This window comes from Rhizobium sp. BR 249, assembly GCF_047445895.1.
In the GTDB taxonomy this organism is placed as follows: domain Bacteria; phylum Pseudomonadota; class Alphaproteobacteria; order Rhizobiales; family Rhizobiaceae; genus Rhizobium.
Genome location: NZ_JARWKX010000034.1, coordinates 13,437 through 33,194 on the forward strand (window position 1 = coordinate 13,437; position 19,758 = coordinate 33,194).

The following is a 19,758-nucleotide window of genomic DNA, read 5'->3' on the forward strand; positions in this document are numbered from 1 at the left end:
GTCCGGCCGCACGTCAGCCTTCGACCTCAAGCGATTCCACTACGATATTATGGTTTGTGTAGACGCAGATGTCGGCGGCAATCTCGAGGGCGCGGCGCGCGATCTCTTCGGCCGATTTGTCGGTATCCATGAGCGCGCGGGCGGCCGCGAAGGCGTAGTTGCCGCCCGAGCCGATCGCCGTCGTGCCATGCTCAGGCTCCAGAACATCGCCGTTGCCGGTGATCGCGAGCGTGATCGACTTGTCGGCGACGAGCATCATGGCTTCGAGATTACGCAGGTATTTGTCGGTACGCCAGTCCTTGGCGAGTTCGACGGCGGCTCGCATCAGCTGGCCGGGATACTGCTCCAGCTTCTTTTCGAGCCTTTCGAGCAGGGTGAAGGCATCGGCGGTGGCGCCGGCGAAACCGGCGATGACCTCGCCCTTGCCGATGCGGCGCACCTTGCGGGCATTGCCCTTCATGACGGTCTGGCCGAGGCTCACCTGGCCGTCGCCCGCCATCACCACCTTGCCGCCTTTTCGAACTGTAATGATCGTTGTCATAAAACACCTGTCTGCCCATGACGCGGGCTACTCTGCCAAGCCGCTCACCGGCCTTGTTGAACCCTATGTAAGTGGGCCGGAGCCGATTGCAAATGGGCCGGCTTTTCTCTTCCCCGGCTTCTGGATATTTCCCCATGCGCCTGATAAGGAACGGCCTTATTCCGATGGAGGGCCAGATGGCCGAGACCGCAGCAAGCCGCACGGGCAGCGTTTCCCGCAAGACCAACGAGACCTCGATTTCCGTTTCCGTCAATCTCGATGGCACCGGCAAATCGAAGATTTCGACGGGCGTCGGCTTCTTCGATCATATGCTCGACCAGCTTTCGCGGCATTCCCTCATCGACATGGAGATCGACGCCAAGGGCGACCTGCATATCGACGATCACCATACCGTCGAGGATACGGGTATCGCGATCGGCCAGGCGATCTCCAAGGCGCTCGGCGACCGGCGCGGCATCACGCGCTACGCTTCGATAGACCTTGCCATGGACGAGACGATGACCAAGGCCGCGGTCGATCTTTCCGGCCGGCCCTTCCTCGTCTGGAACGTCGCCTTCAGCGCGCCGAAGATCGGAACCTTCGACACCGAGCTCGTCCGCGAATTCTTCCAGGCGCTCGCCCAGAATGCCGGCATCACCTTGCATATTCTCAACCATTATGGCGCCAACAACCACCATATTGCCGAGACATGCTTCAAGGCCGTTGCCCGCGCATTGCGCACGGCGACAGAGATCGATCCGAGACAGGCGGGCCGTGTTCCCTCGACCAAGGGCACGCTCGTCTGAGCCCCTCAAGGGAGCGGCGAGAATGACTTCAAGCTATATTTTCCTGACGCCGCCCGGCAGCGCAGGTACACGCCTTGACGAAACGCGAGCCATCCGCGACGGCTTCACGTGGCTCGGCTTCCTGTTCCCGTGGATTTGGCTACTGGCGCATCGGCTGTGGCTGCCGGCGGGCGTGGCCTTTCTGGCGCAGGCAGTCGGCGGCGCGCTGATGGACGAGCCGGGTCTCGGGCTGGCGGGAGCGGCGATCGCGCTTGGTGTGAATGTGCTGGTCGGCCTCGAAGGCCAGAATTTGCGCATTCGCAGCCTTGCCGCCAAAGGCTGGAACGAAGACGGGCTCGTTACAGCCGATACGATCGGCATTGCCGAGGACGTCTATTTCTCGGACAAGGCAAACATTACAGAGAGCGACGGCGCCGCCGCACCGGACTGGGAGAACAAGACCCGCCCGGACGGCCGCCACGGCCATGCCACCTCGCTCGGTCTTTTCGGTTTTGATGGAGGACGCTGATCATGCGCGTCGCGATTATCGACTACGGTTCCGGCAACCTGCGCTCGGCGACCAAGGCTTTCGAACGGGCTGCCCGCGAGGCGGGCATCGATGCGCATATCGATCTCACCGACAAGGCGGAGAATGTCGCCGCGGCTGACCGTATCGTGCTTCCCGGCGTCGGCGCCTATGCCGATTGCCGACGTGGCCTCGATGCCGTGCCTGGGATGACCGAAGTGCTGATCGAGGCTGTCGAGAAGAAAGCGCGGCCATTCCTCGGCATCTGCGTCGGCATGCAGCTCATGTCCTCGCGCGGCCTCGAAAAGACCGTCACCCATGGTTTCGGCTGGATTCCCGGCGACGTCATCGAGATGACGCCTGGAGATCCCACGCTGAAGATCCCGCAAATCGGCTGGAACACCCTCTATCTCCAGCGCGAACACCCGCTCTTCGACGGCATTCCCACAGGATCGCAGGGGCTGCACGCCTATTTCGTCCATTCCTACCATCTTGCCGCCGAAAATGCGGGCGATGTCATCGCGACCGTCGACTATGGCGGCCCGATGACCGCTCTCGTCGGGCGCGACAACATGGTCGGAGCCCAGTTCCACCCGGAAAAGAGCCAGAAACTCGGGCTTGCGCTGATCGCCAATTTCCTGCGCTGGAACCCGTAATACGGCCGCCTTATTTTTCCTTTATGGAAACGGCGGAACAGGAGTGTGCTCGATGCCGGCTTCGCGGAAATCAGGCAAGGTGCTCTATACGCTCAGGCCCTCCCGGGAAGGCCTTCCTCCCTTCTCGGATATCAGGCTTCCCGGCGGAACGATCATCCGCCGCGTTGACGAAGCCATCCATAGGAGGGCGCTTTCCAATGCGGCCAAGGCGTTGAAAGAAAGGCTGGACCGATGATCCATGAGTTTCTTGCCGGCAACGAGAATTCCCAGCTGCGCGCCAATGGCATCAGCGCCGGCGATATCGCCGAGGCGGTGCTGGAATTCTATATCGAGGGCGAAGACGACCTGATCGGCCTGCTCGCCTATGCCCTTTATGAACGGCAAAAGCGCGATTTCGTCCTCAGCCATCGCAAGCGCAACGCCGGTCGCTCGCCCAACGAGGCCGAGCTTGCCGCCGTCAACGGCAACTACCTCTCCACCGACCTGCGCAACACGCTGCGCGACCGCGCCTCGCAGATCCTTGCGAGTTATGCCGAGACCTATGTGGAGGCGATGGAGCCCGAAATCCGGCTTGCCGCCGTCAACAGCGATGCGCTGCGCCTGGTGCGCGAGATCGAGAAATCGGTGAAGAAGCGTCTGGGCTTCTGGCGCCAAGTACGCGCCGGTTTCACCGTTACCCTGCTGATCCTACTGCTTTTCGGCGCGGCCACCATTGCCGCTGTCTTTTTCCGCTCGGATATCGTAGATGCGTGGAATGCGCTGATGGTACCGACCACTTTACGGACGTAAGACGACATGATCCTTTTTCCCGCGATCGACCTGAAGGGCGGCCAGTGCGTCCGCTTGAAGCTCGGCGACATGCAGCAGGCGACGGTCTACAACACCGATCCGGCCGCCCAGGCGAAATCCTTCGAAGACCAGGGTTTCGAATGGCTGCACGTAGTCGATCTCGACGGCGCCTTTGCGGGACATTCGGCCAATGGCGACGCCGTCGAGGCGATCCTGAAGGCGACCAAGAATCCGGTGCAGCTCGGTGGCGGCATCCGCACGCTCGATCATATCGAAGCCTGGCTGTCGCGCGGCCTGCGCCGCGTCATTCTCGGCACCGTCGCGGTCAGAAATCCTGAGCTGGTCATCGAGGCCTGCCGGAAATTTCCCGGCCGCGTCGCCGTCGGCATCGATGCCAAGGGCGGCAAGGTGGCGGTCGAGGGTTGGGCTGAAGCTTCCGAACTCGGCATCATCGAGCTCGCCAGGAAATTCGAGGGCGCCGGTGTTGCCGCGATCATCTACACCGATATCGACCGCGACGGGATCCTGACCGGTATCAACTGGGCGTCGACGCTGGAGCTTGCCGACGCCGTCTCCATCCCCGTCATCGCTTCGGGCGGCCTTGCCTCCATCGAAGACATCGAGCGCATGCTGCAGCCCGACGCACAGAAGCTCGAAGGAGCGATCTCGGGCCGTGCGCTTTACGACGGCCGGATCGATCCGGCGGAAGCGCTGGCGCTGATCAAGGCCAGCAGGGCCAGGGAGACTGCGTAAATGACCCTCAAGGCTCGTGTCATCCCCTGCCTCGATGTCAAGGACGGCCGTGTCGTCAAGGGCGTCAACTTCCTCAATCTCGTCGATGCCGGCGATCCCGTCGAAGCGGCGAAGGCCTATGATGCGGCCGGCGCCGACGAACTCTGCTTCCTCGATATCACCGCTTCTTCGGACAATCGCGAGACGATCTTCGATGTCGTGTCGCGCACAGCCGACCAGTGCTTCATGCCGCTGACGGTCGGCGGCGGGGTCAGAACCATCGCCGATATCCGCAAGCTCCTGCTGTGCGGCGCCGATAAGGTCTCGATCAATTCGGCAGCCGTCAGCAATCCCGATTTCGTCGCCGAGGCGGCCGACAAGTTCGGCGATCAGTGCATCGTCGTCTCGATCGACGCCAAGCGCAGGCGCACGCAAGCAGTCGGCGGCGACAATCTAAGCGCCTGGGAGATCTATACGCATGGCGGCCGTAACGCGACCGGCATCGACGCCATCGAATTCGCCCAGAAGATGGTGGCCCGCGGCGCGGGCGAACTGCTCGTTACCTCGATGGACCGCGACGGCACCAAGGTGGGCTACGACCTGGAACTGACGCGGGCGATCGCCGATGCGGTGCGGGTGCCGGTCATCGCGTCGGGCGGCGTCGGCGATCTCGACGATCTCGTCGCCGGGGTGAAGGAAGGCCATGCCAACGCGGTACTTGCCGCCTCGATCTTCCATTTCGGCACCTATACCGTCGGCGAGGCCAAGCACTATATGTCGAAGTGCGGCATCGACATGCGTCTCGACTGAACCTTGAAAGCAGACATATGAGCGGATTTTCCCTTTCCGACCTCGAAAGGATCGTCGCAGAGCGATCGAACGCCTCGCCGGAGCAATCCTGGACGGCAAAGCTCGTGGCCGCCGGCCAGCCGAAAGCGGCAAAAAAGCTCGGTGAAGAGGCGATTGAAGCCGTGATGGCGGCGGTGACTGATGACCGCGACAATCTGACCTATGAAGCCGCCGATGTGCTCTATCATCTCTTGGTCGTATTGCGGATTGCTGAAATACCGTTAGAGAATGTCATGGCCGAACTCGAGCGCAGAACCGTGCAGTCCGGCCTCAAGGAAAAGGCCAGCCGGCAGGGTTCATGAGTATCGCGACTGAGATTATCGGGGTGCCGGAAACGTTGGATCACTTCCAGTCGGAATCCTATTCGCCCTACCATTTCTTTTCTTCCGAACAATGGGCGAAATTCCGGGCCGACACGCCGCTGACGCTGACCAGCGACGAGGTCAAGCGGCTGCGCTCGATGGGCGATCCGATCGATCTCGACGAGGTCCGGCGCATCTATCTCTCGCTGTCGCGCCTGCTCTCGTCGCATGTCGAATCGTCGCAGATGCTGTTCAACCAGCGCAACCGCTTCCTCAGCATGTCGGATGTGACGAAGACGCCTTTCGTCATCGGCATCGCAGGTTCGGTCGCGGTTGGAAAATCGACCACTGCCCGTATCCTCAAGGAGCTTCTGGGACGCTGGCCCTCCAGCCCGAAAGTCGATCTCATCACCACCGACGGCTTCCTCCACCCGAACGCCGTGCTGCAGCGGGAAAAGCTGATGCAGCGCAAGGGTTTTCCGGAGAGCTACGATACGGCCGCGATCCTACGCTTCCTCTCGGCGATCAAGGCGGGACAGCCTGACGTGAAGGCGCCCTGCTATTCGCACCTCGTCTACGACGTGCTGCCGGACGAATACAAGATCATCGACCGGCCCGACATCCTGATCTTCGAAGGCATCAACGTGCTGCAATCGCGCAATCTGCCGGCCGACGGCAAGATCGTGCCCATGGTGTCCGACTTCTTCGACTTTTCGATCTATATCGATGCGGCGGAAAACAAGATCCATAACTGGTATGTGACGCGCTTCATGCGGCTGCGTGAAACCGCCTTCCGCGATCCCAACTCTTATTTCCATCGCTACGCGTCGATCACCGATGCGGAAGCGCTTGAAATCGCCGAGGATCTCTGGACGAACATCAACCTGAAGAACCTGCGCCAGAACATCCTGCCGACGCGGCCGCGCGCCGATCTCATCCTGAAAAAAGGCAAGGACCACCTGATCGAGCAGGTTGCGCTCAGGAAACTATAGCAGGCGATCAATTTTCACGAATGGACGCGTCGCAGCGTCAGATTGATGCGGCCGCCGTTCTTCAGCAGCGTCGACGTCCCGGGATGAATGCGGTCGACGCCATGGAAACAGAGCCTCCCCTCGCCGCCCAGCACGACCAGATCGCCGCTCGCAAGCTTGAAGGATAGCGTGCGATCATTGCGGTTGAGGCCGCCGACCCGAAAGAGGCAGCTGTTGCCGAGCGAGATTGAGACGACCGGCGCCTGCAAATCCCTCTCGTCCTTATCCTGATGCAAGCCCATGCGGGCGTCATCGGAATAGAAATTAACGAGGCAGGCCTCCGGCGGCTTCTCATAACCGGAAACATCATTCCAGATATCGAGCAAGAGCTTCGGCATCTCAGGCCAAGGCCTGCCGGTTGCCGGATGCGTCGGCTGATAACGATAGCCGCGTTCCTTGTCCGTTACCCAGCCCAGCGGCCCGCAATTCGTCATCCTGACCGACATCGGCTTGCCGGTGCCGGGCATGACGGGCACATAGAGCGGCGCTTCGGTGACGACGGTACGGATGAGCTCGACCAATTCTTCCTGGCGCGCCCGGTCGAGGTAGCCGGGGAGATGGCGGATGCCGTTCAGGAGACCCGGCATATCACTCGCCGCCGCCCGGGCGGCCACGCATTTTCTTGACTTCAGAGCGGCCGGATTTTTCTTTCAGCCGACGCTCGACAGAACCCTTGGTCGGCTTGGTCTTCTTGCGCGGCGGCGGTGGCGGCTTGGCCGCTTCCAGGATCAGCTCCTTCAGCCGCTCGCGCGCATCCTCCCGGTTGCGGTCCTGGCTGCGAAAGCGGCTAGCCTCGATCATCAGCACGCCCTCCTTCGACATACGCCGGCCGGCGAGCTTGACCGCATTGGCCTTGACGCGATCATTGAGGGAAGGGGAATTCGGGATGTTGAAGAACAACTGGACCGCGGTCGAAACCTTGTTGACATTCTGCCCGCCGGGACCGCCCGCCAGAACGAATTGTTCCGTCAGTTCCCATCCCGCGATGGTGATCCTGTCATCGATGTAGAGCGCGTCGCTGGCCATGCGGCGTTCTATCTCATATCGCCGGCCAATTGGAAATATCGGCCGGCAACGAGAAAACCCGGCAATCCTGCGACGCCGGGTTTCACGTGAATCAGAAAGTTTTTCCGCTTTATTCGGCTGCGACCTTCACGCCCGGGGCCGCGTCGCGGACGCCGCCATCGACATGATTTTCGAACTTGGCGAAGTTGGCGATGAACATCGAGACCAGCTTTTCGGCCTGCGCGTCATAGGCCGCCTTATCGGCCCAGGTCGAGCGCGGATCGAGAATGCCGCCGTCGACACCATCGACGGAGACCGGCACGGCGAAGCCGAAGTTGGCGTCCGTGCGGAACTCGACCTGGCCGAGCTTGCCGCTCAGAGCCGCGGCCAGCAGCGCGCGTGTCGCCTTGATCGGCATGCGCTTGCCGGTGCCGTAGGCGCCGCCGGTCCAGCCGGTGTTGACGAGCCAGCACTCGACGCCGTGACGGCCGATCAGCTCCTTGAGCAGATTGCCGTATTCGGCCGGGTGGCGCGGCATGAAGGGTGCGCCAAAGCAGGTGGAGAAGGTCGCTTCCGGCTCGACGACACCCTTTTCGGTGCCGGCCACCTTGGCGGTGTAGCCGGAGAGGAAGTGATACATGGCCTGATCGGGCGTCAGGCGCGCGATCGGCGGCATGACGCCGAAGGCATCGGCGGTCAGCATGATGATCGTCTTCGGATGCCCGGCGCGGCCGGTTTCCGAAGCGTTCGGGATGAAATGCATCGGGTAGGCGCAACGGGTGTTTTCCGTCAGCGAACCGTCATCGAAATCGGGCTCGCGACGTTCGTTGAGGACGACGTTTTCGAGCACGGTGCCGAAGCGCTGCGTCGTCGCGTAGATTTCCGGCTCGGCTTCGGCCGAAAGGCGGATGGTCTTGGCGTAGCAGCCGCCTTCGAAGTTGAAGATGCCGTTTTCGCTCCAGCCATGTTCGTCATCGCCGATCAGCGTGCGGGCCGGATCGGCCGAAAGGGTGGTCTTGCCGGTGCCGGAAAGGCCGAAGAAGACTGCCGCATCACCATCCGGGCCGACATTGGCCGAGCAGTGCATCGGCATCACGCCCTTGGCCGGCAGCAGGTAGTTGAGCACGGTGAAGACCGATTTCTTCATTTCGCCGGCGTAAGACGTGCCGCCGATGAGAACGAGGCCGTTGGTGAGATCGCAGGCGATCACCGTTTCCGAACGGCAGCCGTGGCGCGCCGGATCGGCCTTGAAGCTCGGCAGATCGATGATCGTCAGCTTGGGCAGGAAAGTCGGCAGTGCTGCGGCGTCGGGACGGATCAGCAGATTGCGGATAAACAGCGAATGCCAGGCGAACTCGGTTACGACGCGGGTCGGCAGAGCATGGCCTTCTTCGGCGCCGCCGACGAGGTCCTGGACGAAAAGGTCCTTGCCGGCGGCATGCGCCAGCATGTCGTCACGCAGCAGAGCGAAATGCTCCGGCGAGAGCGGCTTGTTGTTGTCCCACCAAATTTGACCATCCGTATTGGCGTCACGGACGACGAACTTGTCACGCGGCGAACGGCCGGTGTGCTGACCGGTAAGGGCCCGAAGAGCGCCCTGAGCGGTCAGTTCGGCTTCACCCCGGCGGATCGATTCCTCATAGAGCGCTGCGGCGGAAAAGTTATAGCGAACGCTGGCTGCGCCGCCCAATCCAACCGTTGCAAGCTCCGTTGCCGGGTTATGAACTCCGAACTTTTCCATGGCTAGTTCCCTTTGCTCAGGCTCGTTGCCGTTAAAACTAAGCGGGAAAATACGGGGAGAAATTTTAAAAGACAAGAGACAAAAATTGAGAAAATGCAGTAATATCAAATAATTAATCGATTTAAATTTCTGCCGTTCTTTTTAAATCGTTTGAAGGCGCCGCGTTGAAACATTTTGGTGCACCACTTCGGGTTGCGTTGGAATTTTACGACAATCCTCCCCTTTATCTTTGCCACAATTTGTTCCACCTTTATCCTCCATAAGCGCATCCGGTCACTGAGACCGCCTGGGGACGACTAAAATCCGGGAGATTGCGCACTGATGACGGAGACCAACACCATGCCGACAATCGCGCTCGTTGACGACGACCGCAACATCCTGACCTCGGTGTCGATCGCACTGGAGGCCGAAGGATATAAGGTCGAGACCTATACGGACGGTGCCTCGGCGCTCGACGGCCTTCTGGCGCGACCGCCGCAGCTTGCGATCTTCGATATCAAGATGCCGCGCATGGACGGCATGGAACTTCTGCGCCGCCTGCGGCAGAAATCGGATATTCCGGTCATCTTCCTCACCTCCAAGGATGAGGAGATCGACGAACTGTTCGGCCTGAAGATGGGCGCGGACGATTTCATCACCAAGCCTTTCTCGCAGCGCCTGCTGGTGGAGCGCGTGCGCGCCGTCCTGCGCCGCGCCTCGAGCCGCGAAGCCGCGGCCGCCGGCGGCACGAGCCCCAGCGGCGCGCCGAAAGCCGGCGCGGTGCAGCAGGCCCGTTCGCTGGAACGCGGACAGCTGGTCATGGACCAGGAGCGCCACACCTGCACCTGGAAGGGCGAGGCTGTGACGCTGACGGTGACGGAGTTCCTGATCCTGCATTCGCTGGCGCAACGCCCCGGCGTCGTGAAAAGCCGCGACGCGCTGATGGATGCGGCCTATGATGAACAGGTCTATGTCGACGACCGGACCATCGACAGCCACATCAAGCGGCTGCGCAAGAAATTCAAGATGGTCGATACCGACTTTGATATGATTGAAACGCTCTACGGAGTGGGATACCGCTTCCGCGAAGCAGCCTGAGCCCGAACGGCGCAGCGCGAGGAATTGTTGAGGGTTGCGGGCCGGTCGATCCGGCCCCGCCCTTCGAAAGGGCCTGTCATTGGCACAATTGGTTCAGGAAAGGGATCTGGACGACGCGGAGGGCGTGAGCACCCGTCGCGTCCGAGGCCGCCGTTGGTCACATCCCTTCACGCTGATCCGCCGCATCTTCGGCAATGCGGTGTTTTCGAGCCTGACGCGGCGCATCCTGTTCTTCAACCTCGTCGCGCTGGTCGTGCTCGTCGGCGGCATCCTCTATCTCAACCAGTTTCGCGAAGGCTTGATCGACGCCCGCGCCGAAAGCCTGTTGACGCAGGGTGAAATCATCGCCGGCGCCGTTTCGGCCTCCGCGTCGGTCGATACGAACTCGATCACCATCGATCCGCAGAAGCTGCTCGAGCTGCAGGCCGGCCAGAGCATTACGCCGGTGCCGAACGACGAGGACCTGGAATTCCCGATCGATCCGGAGAAGGTGGCCCCTGTCCTGCGCCGGCTGATCTCGCCGACGCGCACGCGCGCGCGCATCTTCGATGCCGACGCCAATCTGCTGCTCGATTCGCGTCACCTCTATTCGCGCGGCCAGGTGCTGCGCTTCGACCTGCCGCCGGTCGAGGAAGAGAAGCAGACCTGGAGCGATTGGTTCGCGACCCTGTTCAACAAGGCGCTGCAGCCCGGCAATCTGCCGCTCTACAAGGAAGCGCCGGGCGGCGACGGCTCGATCTATCCCGAAGTCATGAACGCGCTGACCGGCGTGCGCGGCGCTGTGGTACGCACTACGGAGAAAGGCGAGCTGATCGTTTCCGTCGCCGTGCCGATCCAGCGCTTCCGCGCCGTACTCGGCGTGCTGCTGTTGTCGACGCAGGCGGGCGACATCGACAATATCGTCCATGCCGAACGGCTTGCCATCATGCGGGTCTTCGGCGTGGCGACGCTCGTCAACGTGCTGCTGTCCCTGGTGCTGTCGTCGACCATCGCCAATCCGCTGCGCCGGCTTTCGGCAGCGGCGATCCGCGTGCGCCGTGGCGCCAAGACGCGCGAGGAGATCCCCGACTTCTCCGCCCGCCAGGATGAAATCGGCAATCTTTCCATCGCCTTGCGCGAGATGACGACGGCCCTTTACGACCGCATCGATGCGATCGAGAGCTTTGCTGCCGATGTCAGCCACGAACTCAAGAACCCGCTGACCTCGCTGCGCAGCGCCGTCGAAACGCTGCCGCTCGCCAAATCCGAAGAATCCAAGAAACGGCTGCTTGACGTCATCCAGCATGATGTGCGCCGCCTCGACCGCCTGATCAGCGACATATCGGACGCCTCGCGCCTCGATGCCGAACTTGCACGCGTCGATGCCGGCTCCGTCGACATGGAAGTGCTGCTGCGCGACCTGATCGACGTGTCCCGCCAGATCCGGGGCAGCAAGAAGCAGGTGGAAATCGAATATACGATCGAACGCAAGCCGAACATCAAGACGCGTTTCGTCGTCAACGGCCACGATCTGCGCATCGGTCAGATCGTCACGAACCTGATCGAAAACGCCCGCTCCTTCGTGCCCGAGAAGGGCGGCAAGATCACCGTGAGGCTGGTGCGCACGCGCTCGCGCTGCGTCACGACCATCGAAGACAACGGCCCCGGCATCCAGGCGGAAAATATCGACCGCATCTTCGAGCGTTTCTATACGGATCGGCCGGAATCGGAAGGTTTCGGCCAGAATTCCGGCCTCGGCCTTTCGATCAGCCGCCAGATCGCCGAAGCCCATGGCGGCTCGCTGAGGGCGGAGAACATCACCGATGGCGAGAACGGGCGCGTGCTCGGCGCGCGCTTCATCCTCGCCCTTCCGCTTGACGCCGCCGCATGAGCGGGCCGGCTCCCAACATCCATGCGACGGCGATCGTCGTCGGCAGGACGGGGCTCCTGTTCAGCGGGCCGTCCGGCTGGGGAAAGTCGATGCTGGCCTTCACCTGCATGACCGAGGCCCGCCGGCTGGGTCTCTTTACGGCGCTCGTCGCTGACGACCAGGTCCTCCTGTCGGAAGAAGCCGGCTCGGTGATTGCCGCATGCCCGCCGTCGATCGCCGGGTTGATCGAGCTTCGCGGCACCGGCATCGTCCGGCAGGATCACGTGCCCCAGGCAATCATGCACTATGCCGTGCTTCCCGGCAGCGCTTCCGGTGAAAACCGCGTCCCTGCGGAGGGCGAAATCGTCAGTCTCGCCCCGGGTTTTTCGCTTCCCGCATTGCGGCTGCTCACAAATGTTGCCTCACCGCTGGCGATCCTCATGGCGAAAGCGCCTGACATCGGATGCTGAAGGCTTCCGGATTGATCAATCCGCCTTATATATTTGCATTTTTATCTTGCACTTCGGCTTTTCATAGCCAAGATGTGCCGCCACCGGTGGACGAAATTGCTGCATTGCGATATCTCAGCCACCGTTTGCGGATATGGGAGCAGTAATATCATGATCGGACTTGTGCTTGTCACTCATGGCAAGCTGGCTGAAGAGTTTCGTCATGCTGTCGAGCACGTCGTCGGTCCTCAGAAATTCATCGAGACGGTCTGTATTGGCCCCGAAGACGATATGGACCAGAGACGGCAGGACATTCTGCAAGCCGTTTCCGGTGCTGACGACGGCCATGGCGTCGTCATCCTGACCGACATGTTTGGCGGCACGCCGTCCAATCTTGCCATATCGGTCATGAGCAGCGGCCATACCGAGGTCATTGCCGGCGTCAACCTGCCGATGCTGATCAAGCTCGCCGGCGTGCGCGGCGAGAACAACATGGAGAAGGCGCTGGTGGAGGCTTCCGAAGCCGGGCGGAAATATATCAATGTCGCGAGCCGCGTACTCAGCGGAAAATAACGGACCTTCATGACGTCGCTTTCCCGGGAACTCCTCATCATCAACAAGCGCGGTCTTCACGCGCGCGCCTCCGCCAAATTCGTGCAGATGGTCGAGAATTTCGATGCAGCCATCACCGTTTCCAAAGATGGAATGACGGTCGGCGGCACCTCGATCATGGGCCTCATGATGCTGGCGGCAAGTCCTGGCTCGAGCGTGGTCGTCTCGGCGAGCGGCATCCAGGCCGCCGAAGCGCTGGAGGCGCTGGATCAGCTGATCCAGAATAAGTTCGGCGAAGAAATGTGACCTCGGCCGAGTTCATATAAACATATAAAGACTTCTTTATATCCTTATTGCCATCCCAGGTGAAGCCTGCTAAACGGCTGGCATGCCGTGCGCTTGCTTGCGCCTGCGCCAATTTTTGAGACGTTTTTCAGCCTGGAGACCTCTATGAGCACTGAAAAAGATTATGTCGTCGCCGATATCGGGCTTGCGGATTTCGGCCGCAAGGAAATTACGATCGCCGAAACCGAAATGCCGGGGCTGATGTCCTGCCGCGCCGAATTCGGCCAGGCAAAGCCGCTGAAGGGCGCGCGCATCACCGGTTCGCTGCACATGACCATCCAGACGGCCGTGCTGATCGAGACGCTGGTGGCGCTCGGCGCCGAAGTCCGCTGGGCTTCGTGCAACATCTTCTCGACGCAGGACCATGCCGCCGCTGCGATCGCCGCTGCCGGCGTTCCGGTATTCGCCATCAAGGGTGAATCGCTCGAAGATTACTGGGTCTATACGGACAAGATCTTCCAGTGGGCCGATGGCGGTCTTTCCAACATGATCCTCGATGACGGCGGCGACGCCACCATGTACATCCTGCTCGGCGCCCGCGCCGAAGCCGGCGAGGACGTGCTCTCCAACCCGCATTCCGAAGAAGAAGAAATCCTCTTCGCACAGATCAAGAAGCGCCTCGCCGCTTCTCCGGGCTGGTTCACCAAGCAGCGCGACGCCATCAAGGGCGTCACGGAAGAAACCACCACGGGCGTCAACCGCCTCTACCAGCTCAGCCAGAAGGGCCTGCTGCCCTTCCCGGCGATCAACGTCAACGACTCCGTCACCAAGTCGAAGTTCGACAACAAGTACGGCTGCAAGGAATCGCTGGTCGACGGCATCCGCCGCGGCACCGACGTGATGATGGCCGGCAAGGTTGCCGTCGTCTGCGGTTACGGTGACGTCGGCAAGGGTTCTGCCGCTTCGCTTTCCGGCGCCGGCGCCCGCGTCAAGGTGACCGAAGCCGATCCGATCTGCGCCCTGCAGGCGGCCATGGATGGTTACGAAGTGGTTCTGCTCGAGGACGTCGTTTCCTCGGCCGATATCTTCATCACAACGACCGGCAACAAGGACGTCATCCGCATCGACCACATGCGGCAGATGAAGGACATGGCGATCGTCGGCAACATCGGCCATTTCGACAACGAAATCGAAGTCGCCGCGCTGCGGAACCTCAAGTGGACCAACGTCAAGCCGCAGGTCGACCTGATCGAGTTCCCCAAGGGCAACCGCATCATCCTTCTCTCCGAAGGCCGTCTGCTGAACCTCGGCAATGCGACGGGCCATCCGTCCTTCGTCATGTCGGCTTCCTTCACCAACCAGACGCTGGCGCAGATCGAGCTCTTCACCAAGCCCGGCCAGTACGAGAACAAGGTGTACATCCTGCCGAAGCACCTCGACGAGAAGGTTGCGCGCCTTCATCTCGATAAGCTCGGCGTGAAGCTTACCCAGCTCAGCGAAGAGCAGGCTGCCTATATCGGCGTGAAGCCGCAGGGCCCGTTCAAGTCCGACCACTACAGATATTGATAGGATCATCAATATCCACAAGATGTAGAAGCCGCGGCATTGACAAATGCCGCGGCTTATTTTTTGGACGCTCCCTTCCCGCCGATTCCCTTCCGAAGTATTGTTTTAAGACTTGATTCGGGACGCCGGACACCGTCCGACCGTCTCGAAATGGGATGTCTTGTCGTAATGCGGCACATTGAAAGACGGAGACATACCGCGGATGTCGGAAATGAAAAACAGCCTGCTCGGTCAGGCGGATGACGGCGTTCGCGCCGGTCGCCGCCCGTTCACGGCAGGCCAAGGATATCAATCTGCAACGGCACACGAGGCCGCAAAGCAAGAGCATGGATCATTGGCGCGCTTCCTGAAAACCTGCGCAGCCGGCACGGCGTTTGCCGCGCTGGCGCGGCCGGTTCTGGCACAGACCGAGCAGCAGGCGGCGGCCTCGGCTCACCTCTTCACCTCCTCGCAGGTCGTCGGCGTTTCCGTCGTCATCGGCGTCATCTCGGCAGCGCTGCTGTCGACACTGTGGCTCGTGCGCCAGCGCGGCAACCTGGAAAACGAGAGCAGGGAAATCCGCTCGGCACTTTCCGACGCCCAACAGCGCATTTCGCAATACCAGGCTCTGATCGCCGACAAGAACCGGCGGATCGTCATCTGGGACGGCAATGCCCGCCCTGAGCTTCTCGGTCAGCTTCCGCCCGAAACCGGCGCGCCGCAAGACGGCGAATTCCTGGCCTTCGGCCTCTGGCTGAAATCACGCTCCGCCTCCGATCTGGAAAAGGCGATCGACCGGCTGCGCGACGGCGCGCAAAGCTTCGACATGGTGGTCGAAACCATCCGTGACGAAGTGCTCGAGGCGCAGGGCCGGGTTTCCGGCGGGCGCGCCTTCGTCCGCTTCGTGGCGCTCAACAATCTGCGCGCCGAGCTCGCAGAGATCAGGATCGAGCGCGACCGGCTGATGACCTCGATCTCGGCCTTCCAGACCATGCTCGACGCGATCGACATGCCGGCCTGGCAGCGCGACCCGGCGGGCCGCCTGACCTGGGTCAACCTTGCTTACGGCGAGGCGGTCGAAGCACGATCGCCGCAGCAGGCGATCAATGAAGGCCGCGAGATGCTGACGACCGTGGCGCGCGAACGCATCCGCGCGACGGCGACGCCGGAATCGCCCTTCCACGACACGATCTCGACAGTCGTGCGGGGCAACCGCACATTCTTCGACGTCGTCGACGTCAAGGTTCCCGGCGGCTCGGCCGGCATTGCGGTCGACGTGTCCGACATAGAGGCGGTTCGCGCCGAGCTGGAACGGACGCTGAAGAGCCACGCCGAAACACTCGACCATCTCGCGACACCCGTCGCCATCTTCGACGGCGACCGCAGGCTGCAATTCTACAACCAGGCCTTCGTCGCCCTTTGGGAATTGGATATCGCCTTCCTCGAAAGCCGGCCCGACAATAGCGAGCTGCTCGAACGGCTGCGCGCGGCCAAGAAGCTGCCGGACCAGCTCAACTGGAAAAGCTGGAAGGAAGCGGCGCTTTCGGTCTATCGCGCGCTCGATACGCAATCGGATCTCTGGCACCTGCCGAACGGGCAGACGCTGCGCGTCTTCGCGACCGCCCATCCGCAGGGCGGCGCCACCTGGGTGTTCGAAAACCTGACCGAGCAGGTCGACCTCGAAACGCGCTACAACACGCTGGTCAAGGTACAGGGCGAAACGATCGACCATCTTTCCGAAGGTGTCGCGGTGTTCGGGCCCGATGGACGCATCCGCCTGTCCAACCCGGCGTTCCGCGCGCTCTGGGGGATCACCGAAGCCGAGGCCAAGCCCGGCACCCATATCCGTGCCCTCGGCGAGGCCTGCGCGCCCTCCTACGACCGGCCGGACGGCTGGAAGACCTTCTCCGAACTGATCACCAGCTTCGACGACGAACGCCGCTCGGGCCAAGGCACGCTGGAACTCTTCTCCGGCCTCGTGCTCGACTACGCCGTCATCCCGCTGCCGAACGCCCAGACCATGCTGACCTTCGTCAACATGACCGACAGCGTGCGCGCCGAACGCGCGCTGACCGAGAAGAACGAGGCGCTGCGCAAGGCCGACGAGCTGAAGAACGACTTCGTTCAGCACGTTTCCTATGAGCTGCGCTCGCCGCTGACGAATATCATCGGCTTCACCGATCTCCTGCGCACGCAGGGCGTGGGGCCGCTGAACGACCGGCAGGCCGAATATATCGACCACATCTCGACCTCGTCTTCGGTTCTGCTGACGCTCGTCAACGATATACTCGACCTCGCGACCGTCGATGCGGGCATCATGCGGCTGAACTATGCGGAGATCGACCTCAACGACCTGCTCGACGACGTCTCGATGCAGATCGCAGATCGCCTCCACGAAAGCGGCGTGGCGCTCGAAATCACCGCGCCCGCCTATCTCGGCTCGATCGTCGCCGATCCGCAGCGGCTGAAGCAGATCCTGCTGAAGCTCCTGTCCAATGCGGCGAATTTCTCGCCCGAGGGCACCTCGATCTCGCTGGAATGCCATCGCGAGGGCTCGGATTTCGTCTTCGCCGTCAGTGATCGCGGCCCCGGCATCTCGCCTGAGATGATCACCACCGTTTTCGACCGCTTTGCGACGGGTTCAAAAAGCGGCAAACGCGGCGGCGCCGGCCTCGGCCTCTCGATCGTCGACAGCTTCGTCAGCCTGCATCATGGCGACGTGACGATCGACAGCGAGCCGGGCAAGGGCACGACCGTCGTCTGCCGCATCCCCTCGGTCGATATCCCGCATTCTGCCGCTGCCGAATGACGACGAGCGATACGATCTCGCTTTTCCTGAAGGACGAGGCGGCGACCATTCGCCTCGGCGAAGACCTGGCTCTCGCCCTGAAAGCCGGCGATTGCCTTGCCCTTTCGGGCGATCTCGGCGCCGGAAAATCATCGCTGGCGCGCGCCATCCTGCGGGCGATGGCCGATGACGAGGGTCTGGAAGTCCCGAGCCCGACCTTCACGCTGGTACAATCCTACGATTTACGCATCCCGGTTTCGCACTTCGATCTCTACCGGCTGGGCGATCCTGCCGAGCTGACTGAACTCGGCTTCGACGAGGCCTTGCAGAACGGCATCTGCCTCGTCGAATGGCCCGAGATGGCCGAAGGCGAGTTGCCGGCGTCTCGCATCTCCTTGCGGCTCGAACATGAAGGCGCCGGTCGCCGCGCCACGATTACGGCGGCTGAGAAGACCGCGGCCCGTATCCGGCGCGTGCTTGATATCCGCGACTTTCTTGCCGATGCCGGTTATGGAGACGCCAAGCGGCGTTTCCTTATCGGGGATGCGTCGCTGCGCGCCTATGAATCCGTCTATCCGAAGAAGGGCGAACGCAAGATCCTGATGGACTGGCCGCCGCTGCCGGATGGCCCACCGGTTCTGGACGGCAAACCTTACCCCAAGGTCGCCCATCTCGCAGAAAACGCCTATCCCTTTGTGGCGATCGCTAATACCTTGCGCGAGCGGGGCTTTGCGGCCCCGGAGATTTACAAGGTCGACTATAACAAGGGCATCATGCTGATCGAGGATCTCGGCAGCGAAGGCGTGCTCGATGACGAGGGGCTGCCGGTCGCCGAGCGTTACCGGCAAAGTGTCGCCTGTCTCGCACACCTTCATTCCATGCAGATTCCTCAAGATATCCCGGTTACAGCAGACCATACGCATCACATTCCCGACTTCGACCGCACGGCGATGAAGATGGAAGTGCGGCTGATGCTCGACTGGCATATTGCCTGGAAGCGCGGCACGGCGCCGACGGATACCGAGCGCGAGGAATATCTTGCAATCTGGGACGACCTGATCGACGAGTTGCAATCGGCCGAAACCAATCTGCTTCTGCGTGACTTCCATTCACCCAACATCATCTGGCGCGAACATGAGAGCGGCGTCCGCAGGATCGGTATCATCGACTTTCAGGATTCGATGATAGGGCCGACCGCCTATGACCTTGCCTCCATCGTCCAGGATGCGCGCGTCACCATCGAGCCGGATCTTTTCCGGCAACTGATGGACGACTACCTCACCATCCGCCGCGCGCAGGGCGGCTTTGACGAAGCCGGATTCATGAAGGCCTGGGCCATCATGTCGGCGCAGCGCAACTGCAAGCTTGCCGGTCTCTGGGTGCGGCTGCTGCAGCGGGACGGCAAGCCCGGCTACCTCAAGCACATGCCGCGAACGCTCTCCTATCTCCAGGTCGCGCTCGAGCACGAAACGCTTGCCCCCTTGCGCGATTGGTGCTCAAGGGCTGGAATAGGCCAAAGCGAATCATAAGTTCCGGATCAGCATGACGATCAGACAAGCCATGGTATTGGCCGCGGGTCTCGGGACCCGCATGCGCCCGATCACCGATACGATCCCGAAGCCGCTGGTGAAGATCGACGGCAAGCCGATGATCGACTACGCGCTGGATTCGCTTGTTGCGGCCGGCGTCGAACGAGCCGTCGTCAACATTCACCATCACGCCGGCCAGATGCTCGATCATCTGGAAAACTATCGCGGCCTCGACATCGTCATATCAGACGAGCGGGAGGCGCTGATGAATTCCGGCGGTGGGCTGGCGAAGGGCCTGACACTGCTGACGCGCGACAGCCTCTTCGTCATGAATGCCGATCTCTTCTGGATCGGCGAACAGCCGGGACGACCAACCAACCTGCAGCGCTTAGCCGGATTCTTCGATGCCGAGCGCATGGACATGGCCCTGCTCTGCGTCCGCATCGAGGATACGACGGGCCATAACGGCAAGAACGATTTCGGCCTTGCCGCTGACGGCCGGCTGACGCGTTATCGCGACGATCCCACCAATCCCGTCGTCTATGCCGGGGCGATCGTCATGAACCCGGCGCTGTTCGACGATGCGCCGAAGGATGCCTTCAACCTCAATATCTATTTCGACAAGGCGATCGCGCGCGCGCGGCTGTTCGGGATCGTGCTCGAAGGCCATTGGCTGACCGTGGGAACGCCGGAGGCGATCGGCGAAGCGGAGGAAACGATCCGCCGATTGCGGGCGTTCGCGTGAGCT

Annotated in this window: 22 protein-coding genes; 18 read left to right on the forward strand and 4 right to left on the reverse strand. The window is 61.7% G+C overall.

Going from position 1 to position 19,758, the window contains the following annotated elements:
- Positions 1-13: 13 nt before the first annotated feature.
- Positions 14-541 (reverse strand): ATP-dependent protease subunit HslV, encoded by a 528-nt coding sequence (gene hslV / locus QD408_RS24485; RefSeq protein WP_414141078.1) that lies wholly within the window; start codon positions 539-541, stop codon positions 14-16.
- A gap of 176 nt (positions 542-717) precedes the next feature.
- Here hslV and hisB point away from each other — a divergent pair, with 176 nt between their 5' ends.
- The 9 genes from hisB to coaA are packed head-to-tail and all read left to right on the forward strand — an operon-like array spanning position 718 to position 6,151.
- On the forward strand, positions 718-1,326 hold the full coding sequence (hisB, locus tag QD408_RS24490) for an imidazoleglycerol-phosphate dehydratase HisB (RefSeq protein WP_010033258.1): 609 nt from the start codon (positions 718-720) through the stop codon (positions 1,324-1,326).
- A gap of 22 nt (positions 1,327-1,348) precedes the next feature.
- The gene (locus QD408_RS24495) at positions 1,349-1,834 is read left to right on the forward strand and encodes a DUF2628 domain-containing protein (RefSeq protein ID WP_414141079.1); all 486 of its coding nucleotides are present in this window, start codon (positions 1,349-1,351) and stop codon (positions 1,832-1,834) included.
- A 2-nt stretch (positions 1,835-1,836) separates the two neighbouring features.
- Positions 1,837-2,487 carry an imidazole glycerol phosphate synthase subunit HisH gene (hisH, locus tag QD408_RS24500; RefSeq protein ID WP_414141080.1) on the forward strand — a complete coding sequence of 217 codons (651 nt, stop codon included), beginning with the start codon at positions 1,837-1,839 and terminating at the stop codon, positions 2,485-2,487.
- A gap of 52 nt (positions 2,488-2,539) precedes the next feature.
- A complete protein-coding gene (locus QD408_RS24505) occupies positions 2,540-2,722 on the forward strand; it encodes a hypothetical protein (protein WP_088683013.1) in 183 nt (60 codons plus the stop codon).
- The gene (locus tag QD408_RS24510; protein ID WP_414141081.1) at positions 2,719-3,276 is read left to right on the forward strand and encodes a hypothetical protein; all 558 of its coding nucleotides are present in this window, start codon (positions 2,719-2,721) and stop codon (positions 3,274-3,276) included. The genes QD408_RS24505 and QD408_RS24510 overlap by 4 nt, the downstream gene beginning before the upstream one ends.
- A gap of 6 nt (positions 3,277-3,282) precedes the next feature.
- Positions 3,283-4,029 (forward strand): 1-(5-phosphoribosyl)-5-[(5-phosphoribosylamino)methylideneamino]imidazole-4-carboxamide isomerase, encoded by a 747-nt coding sequence (gene hisA / locus QD408_RS24515; protein WP_414141082.1) that lies wholly within the window; start codon positions 3,283-3,285, stop codon positions 4,027-4,029.
- The gene (gene hisF / locus QD408_RS24520; RefSeq protein WP_414141083.1) at positions 4,030-4,818 is read left to right on the forward strand and encodes an imidazole glycerol phosphate synthase subunit HisF; all 789 of its coding nucleotides are present in this window, start codon (positions 4,030-4,032) and stop codon (positions 4,816-4,818) included.
- 17 nt (positions 4,819-4,835) lie between these two features.
- The gene (locus QD408_RS24525; RefSeq protein WP_414141084.1) at positions 4,836-5,159 is read left to right on the forward strand and encodes a phosphoribosyl-ATP diphosphatase; all 324 of its coding nucleotides are present in this window, start codon (positions 4,836-4,838) and stop codon (positions 5,157-5,159) included.
- Positions 5,156-6,151 (forward strand): type I pantothenate kinase, encoded by a 996-nt coding sequence (gene coaA / locus QD408_RS24530; protein WP_414141085.1) that lies wholly within the window; start codon positions 5,156-5,158, stop codon positions 6,149-6,151. Before QD408_RS24525 ends, coaA begins: the two co-directional genes overlap by 4 nt.
- 14 nt (positions 6,152-6,165) lie before the next feature.
- On the opposite strand, the gene QD408_RS24535 is transcribed toward coaA, so the two are convergent.
- The 3 genes from QD408_RS24535 to QD408_RS24545 form a co-directional block, all read right to left on the reverse strand.
- On the reverse strand, positions 6,166-6,777 hold the full coding sequence (locus QD408_RS24535) for an alpha-ketoglutarate-dependent dioxygenase AlkB family protein (protein ID WP_414141086.1): 612 nt from the start codon (positions 6,775-6,777) through the stop codon (positions 6,166-6,168).
- Between the two features lies 1 nt (position 6,778).
- Positions 6,779-7,216: an alternative ribosome rescue aminoacyl-tRNA hydrolase ArfB gene (gene arfB / locus QD408_RS24540; RefSeq protein WP_088683020.1), complete on the reverse strand. Its 438-nt coding sequence runs from the start codon at positions 7,214-7,216 to the stop codon at positions 6,779-6,781.
- A gap of 109 nt (positions 7,217-7,325) precedes the next feature.
- On the reverse strand, positions 7,326-8,936 hold the full coding sequence (locus QD408_RS24545; RefSeq protein ID WP_088683021.1) for a phosphoenolpyruvate carboxykinase: 1,611 nt from the start codon (positions 8,934-8,936) through the stop codon (positions 7,326-7,328).
- Positions 8,937-9,275: 339 nt separating this feature from the next.
- Between QD408_RS24545 and QD408_RS24550 the strand changes: the two genes are divergently transcribed.
- The 9 genes from QD408_RS24550 (at position 9,276) to QD408_RS24590 (ending at position 19,755) form a co-directional block, all read left to right on the forward strand.
- Positions 9,276-10,013, forward strand: coding sequence for a response regulator transcription factor (locus QD408_RS24550; protein ID WP_189636746.1), 738 nt, complete (start codon positions 9,276-9,278; stop codon positions 10,011-10,013).
- A gap of 79 nt (positions 10,014-10,092) precedes the next feature.
- Positions 10,093-11,883 carry a stimulus-sensing domain-containing protein gene (locus QD408_RS24555; RefSeq protein ID WP_414141087.1) on the forward strand — a complete coding sequence of 597 codons (1,791 nt, stop codon included), beginning with the start codon at positions 10,093-10,095 and terminating at the stop codon, positions 11,881-11,883.
- Positions 11,880-12,332, forward strand: coding sequence for an HPr kinase/phosphorylase (locus QD408_RS24560; protein WP_414141088.1), 453 nt, complete (start codon positions 11,880-11,882; stop codon positions 12,330-12,332). Before QD408_RS24555 ends, QD408_RS24560 begins: the two co-directional genes overlap by 4 nt.
- A gap of 150 nt (positions 12,333-12,482) precedes the next feature.
- Complete coding sequence (locus QD408_RS24565; protein WP_004672623.1) at positions 12,483-12,884, forward strand: PTS sugar transporter subunit IIA; 402 nt, start codon at positions 12,483-12,485, stop codon at positions 12,882-12,884.
- A 9-nt stretch (positions 12,885-12,893) separates the two neighbouring features.
- Positions 12,894-13,169: an HPr family phosphocarrier protein gene (locus QD408_RS24570; RefSeq protein ID WP_088683024.1), complete on the forward strand. Its 276-nt coding sequence runs from the start codon at positions 12,894-12,896 to the stop codon at positions 13,167-13,169.
- A gap of 144 nt (positions 13,170-13,313) precedes the next feature.
- Positions 13,314-14,714 (forward strand): adenosylhomocysteinase, encoded by a 1,401-nt coding sequence (gene ahcY / locus QD408_RS24575; RefSeq protein WP_088683025.1) that lies wholly within the window; start codon positions 13,314-13,316, stop codon positions 14,712-14,714.
- A gap of 202 nt (positions 14,715-14,916) precedes the next feature.
- The gene (locus QD408_RS24580; protein ID WP_414141089.1) at positions 14,917-17,502 is read left to right on the forward strand and encodes an ATP-binding protein; all 2,586 of its coding nucleotides are present in this window, start codon (positions 14,917-14,919) and stop codon (positions 17,500-17,502) included.
- On the forward strand, positions 17,499-19,010 hold the full coding sequence (gene tsaE / locus QD408_RS24585) for a tRNA (adenosine(37)-N6)-threonylcarbamoyltransferase complex ATPase subunit type 1 TsaE (protein WP_414141090.1): 1,512 nt from the start codon (positions 17,499-17,501) through the stop codon (positions 19,008-19,010). The genes QD408_RS24580 and tsaE overlap by 4 nt, the downstream gene beginning before the upstream one ends.
- Before the next feature lie 13 nt (positions 19,011-19,023).
- On the forward strand, positions 19,024-19,755 hold the full coding sequence (locus QD408_RS24590) for a nucleotidyltransferase family protein (RefSeq protein WP_414141091.1): 732 nt from the start codon (positions 19,024-19,026) through the stop codon (positions 19,753-19,755).
- The last annotated feature ends 3 nt before the right edge of the window (positions 19,756-19,758 follow it).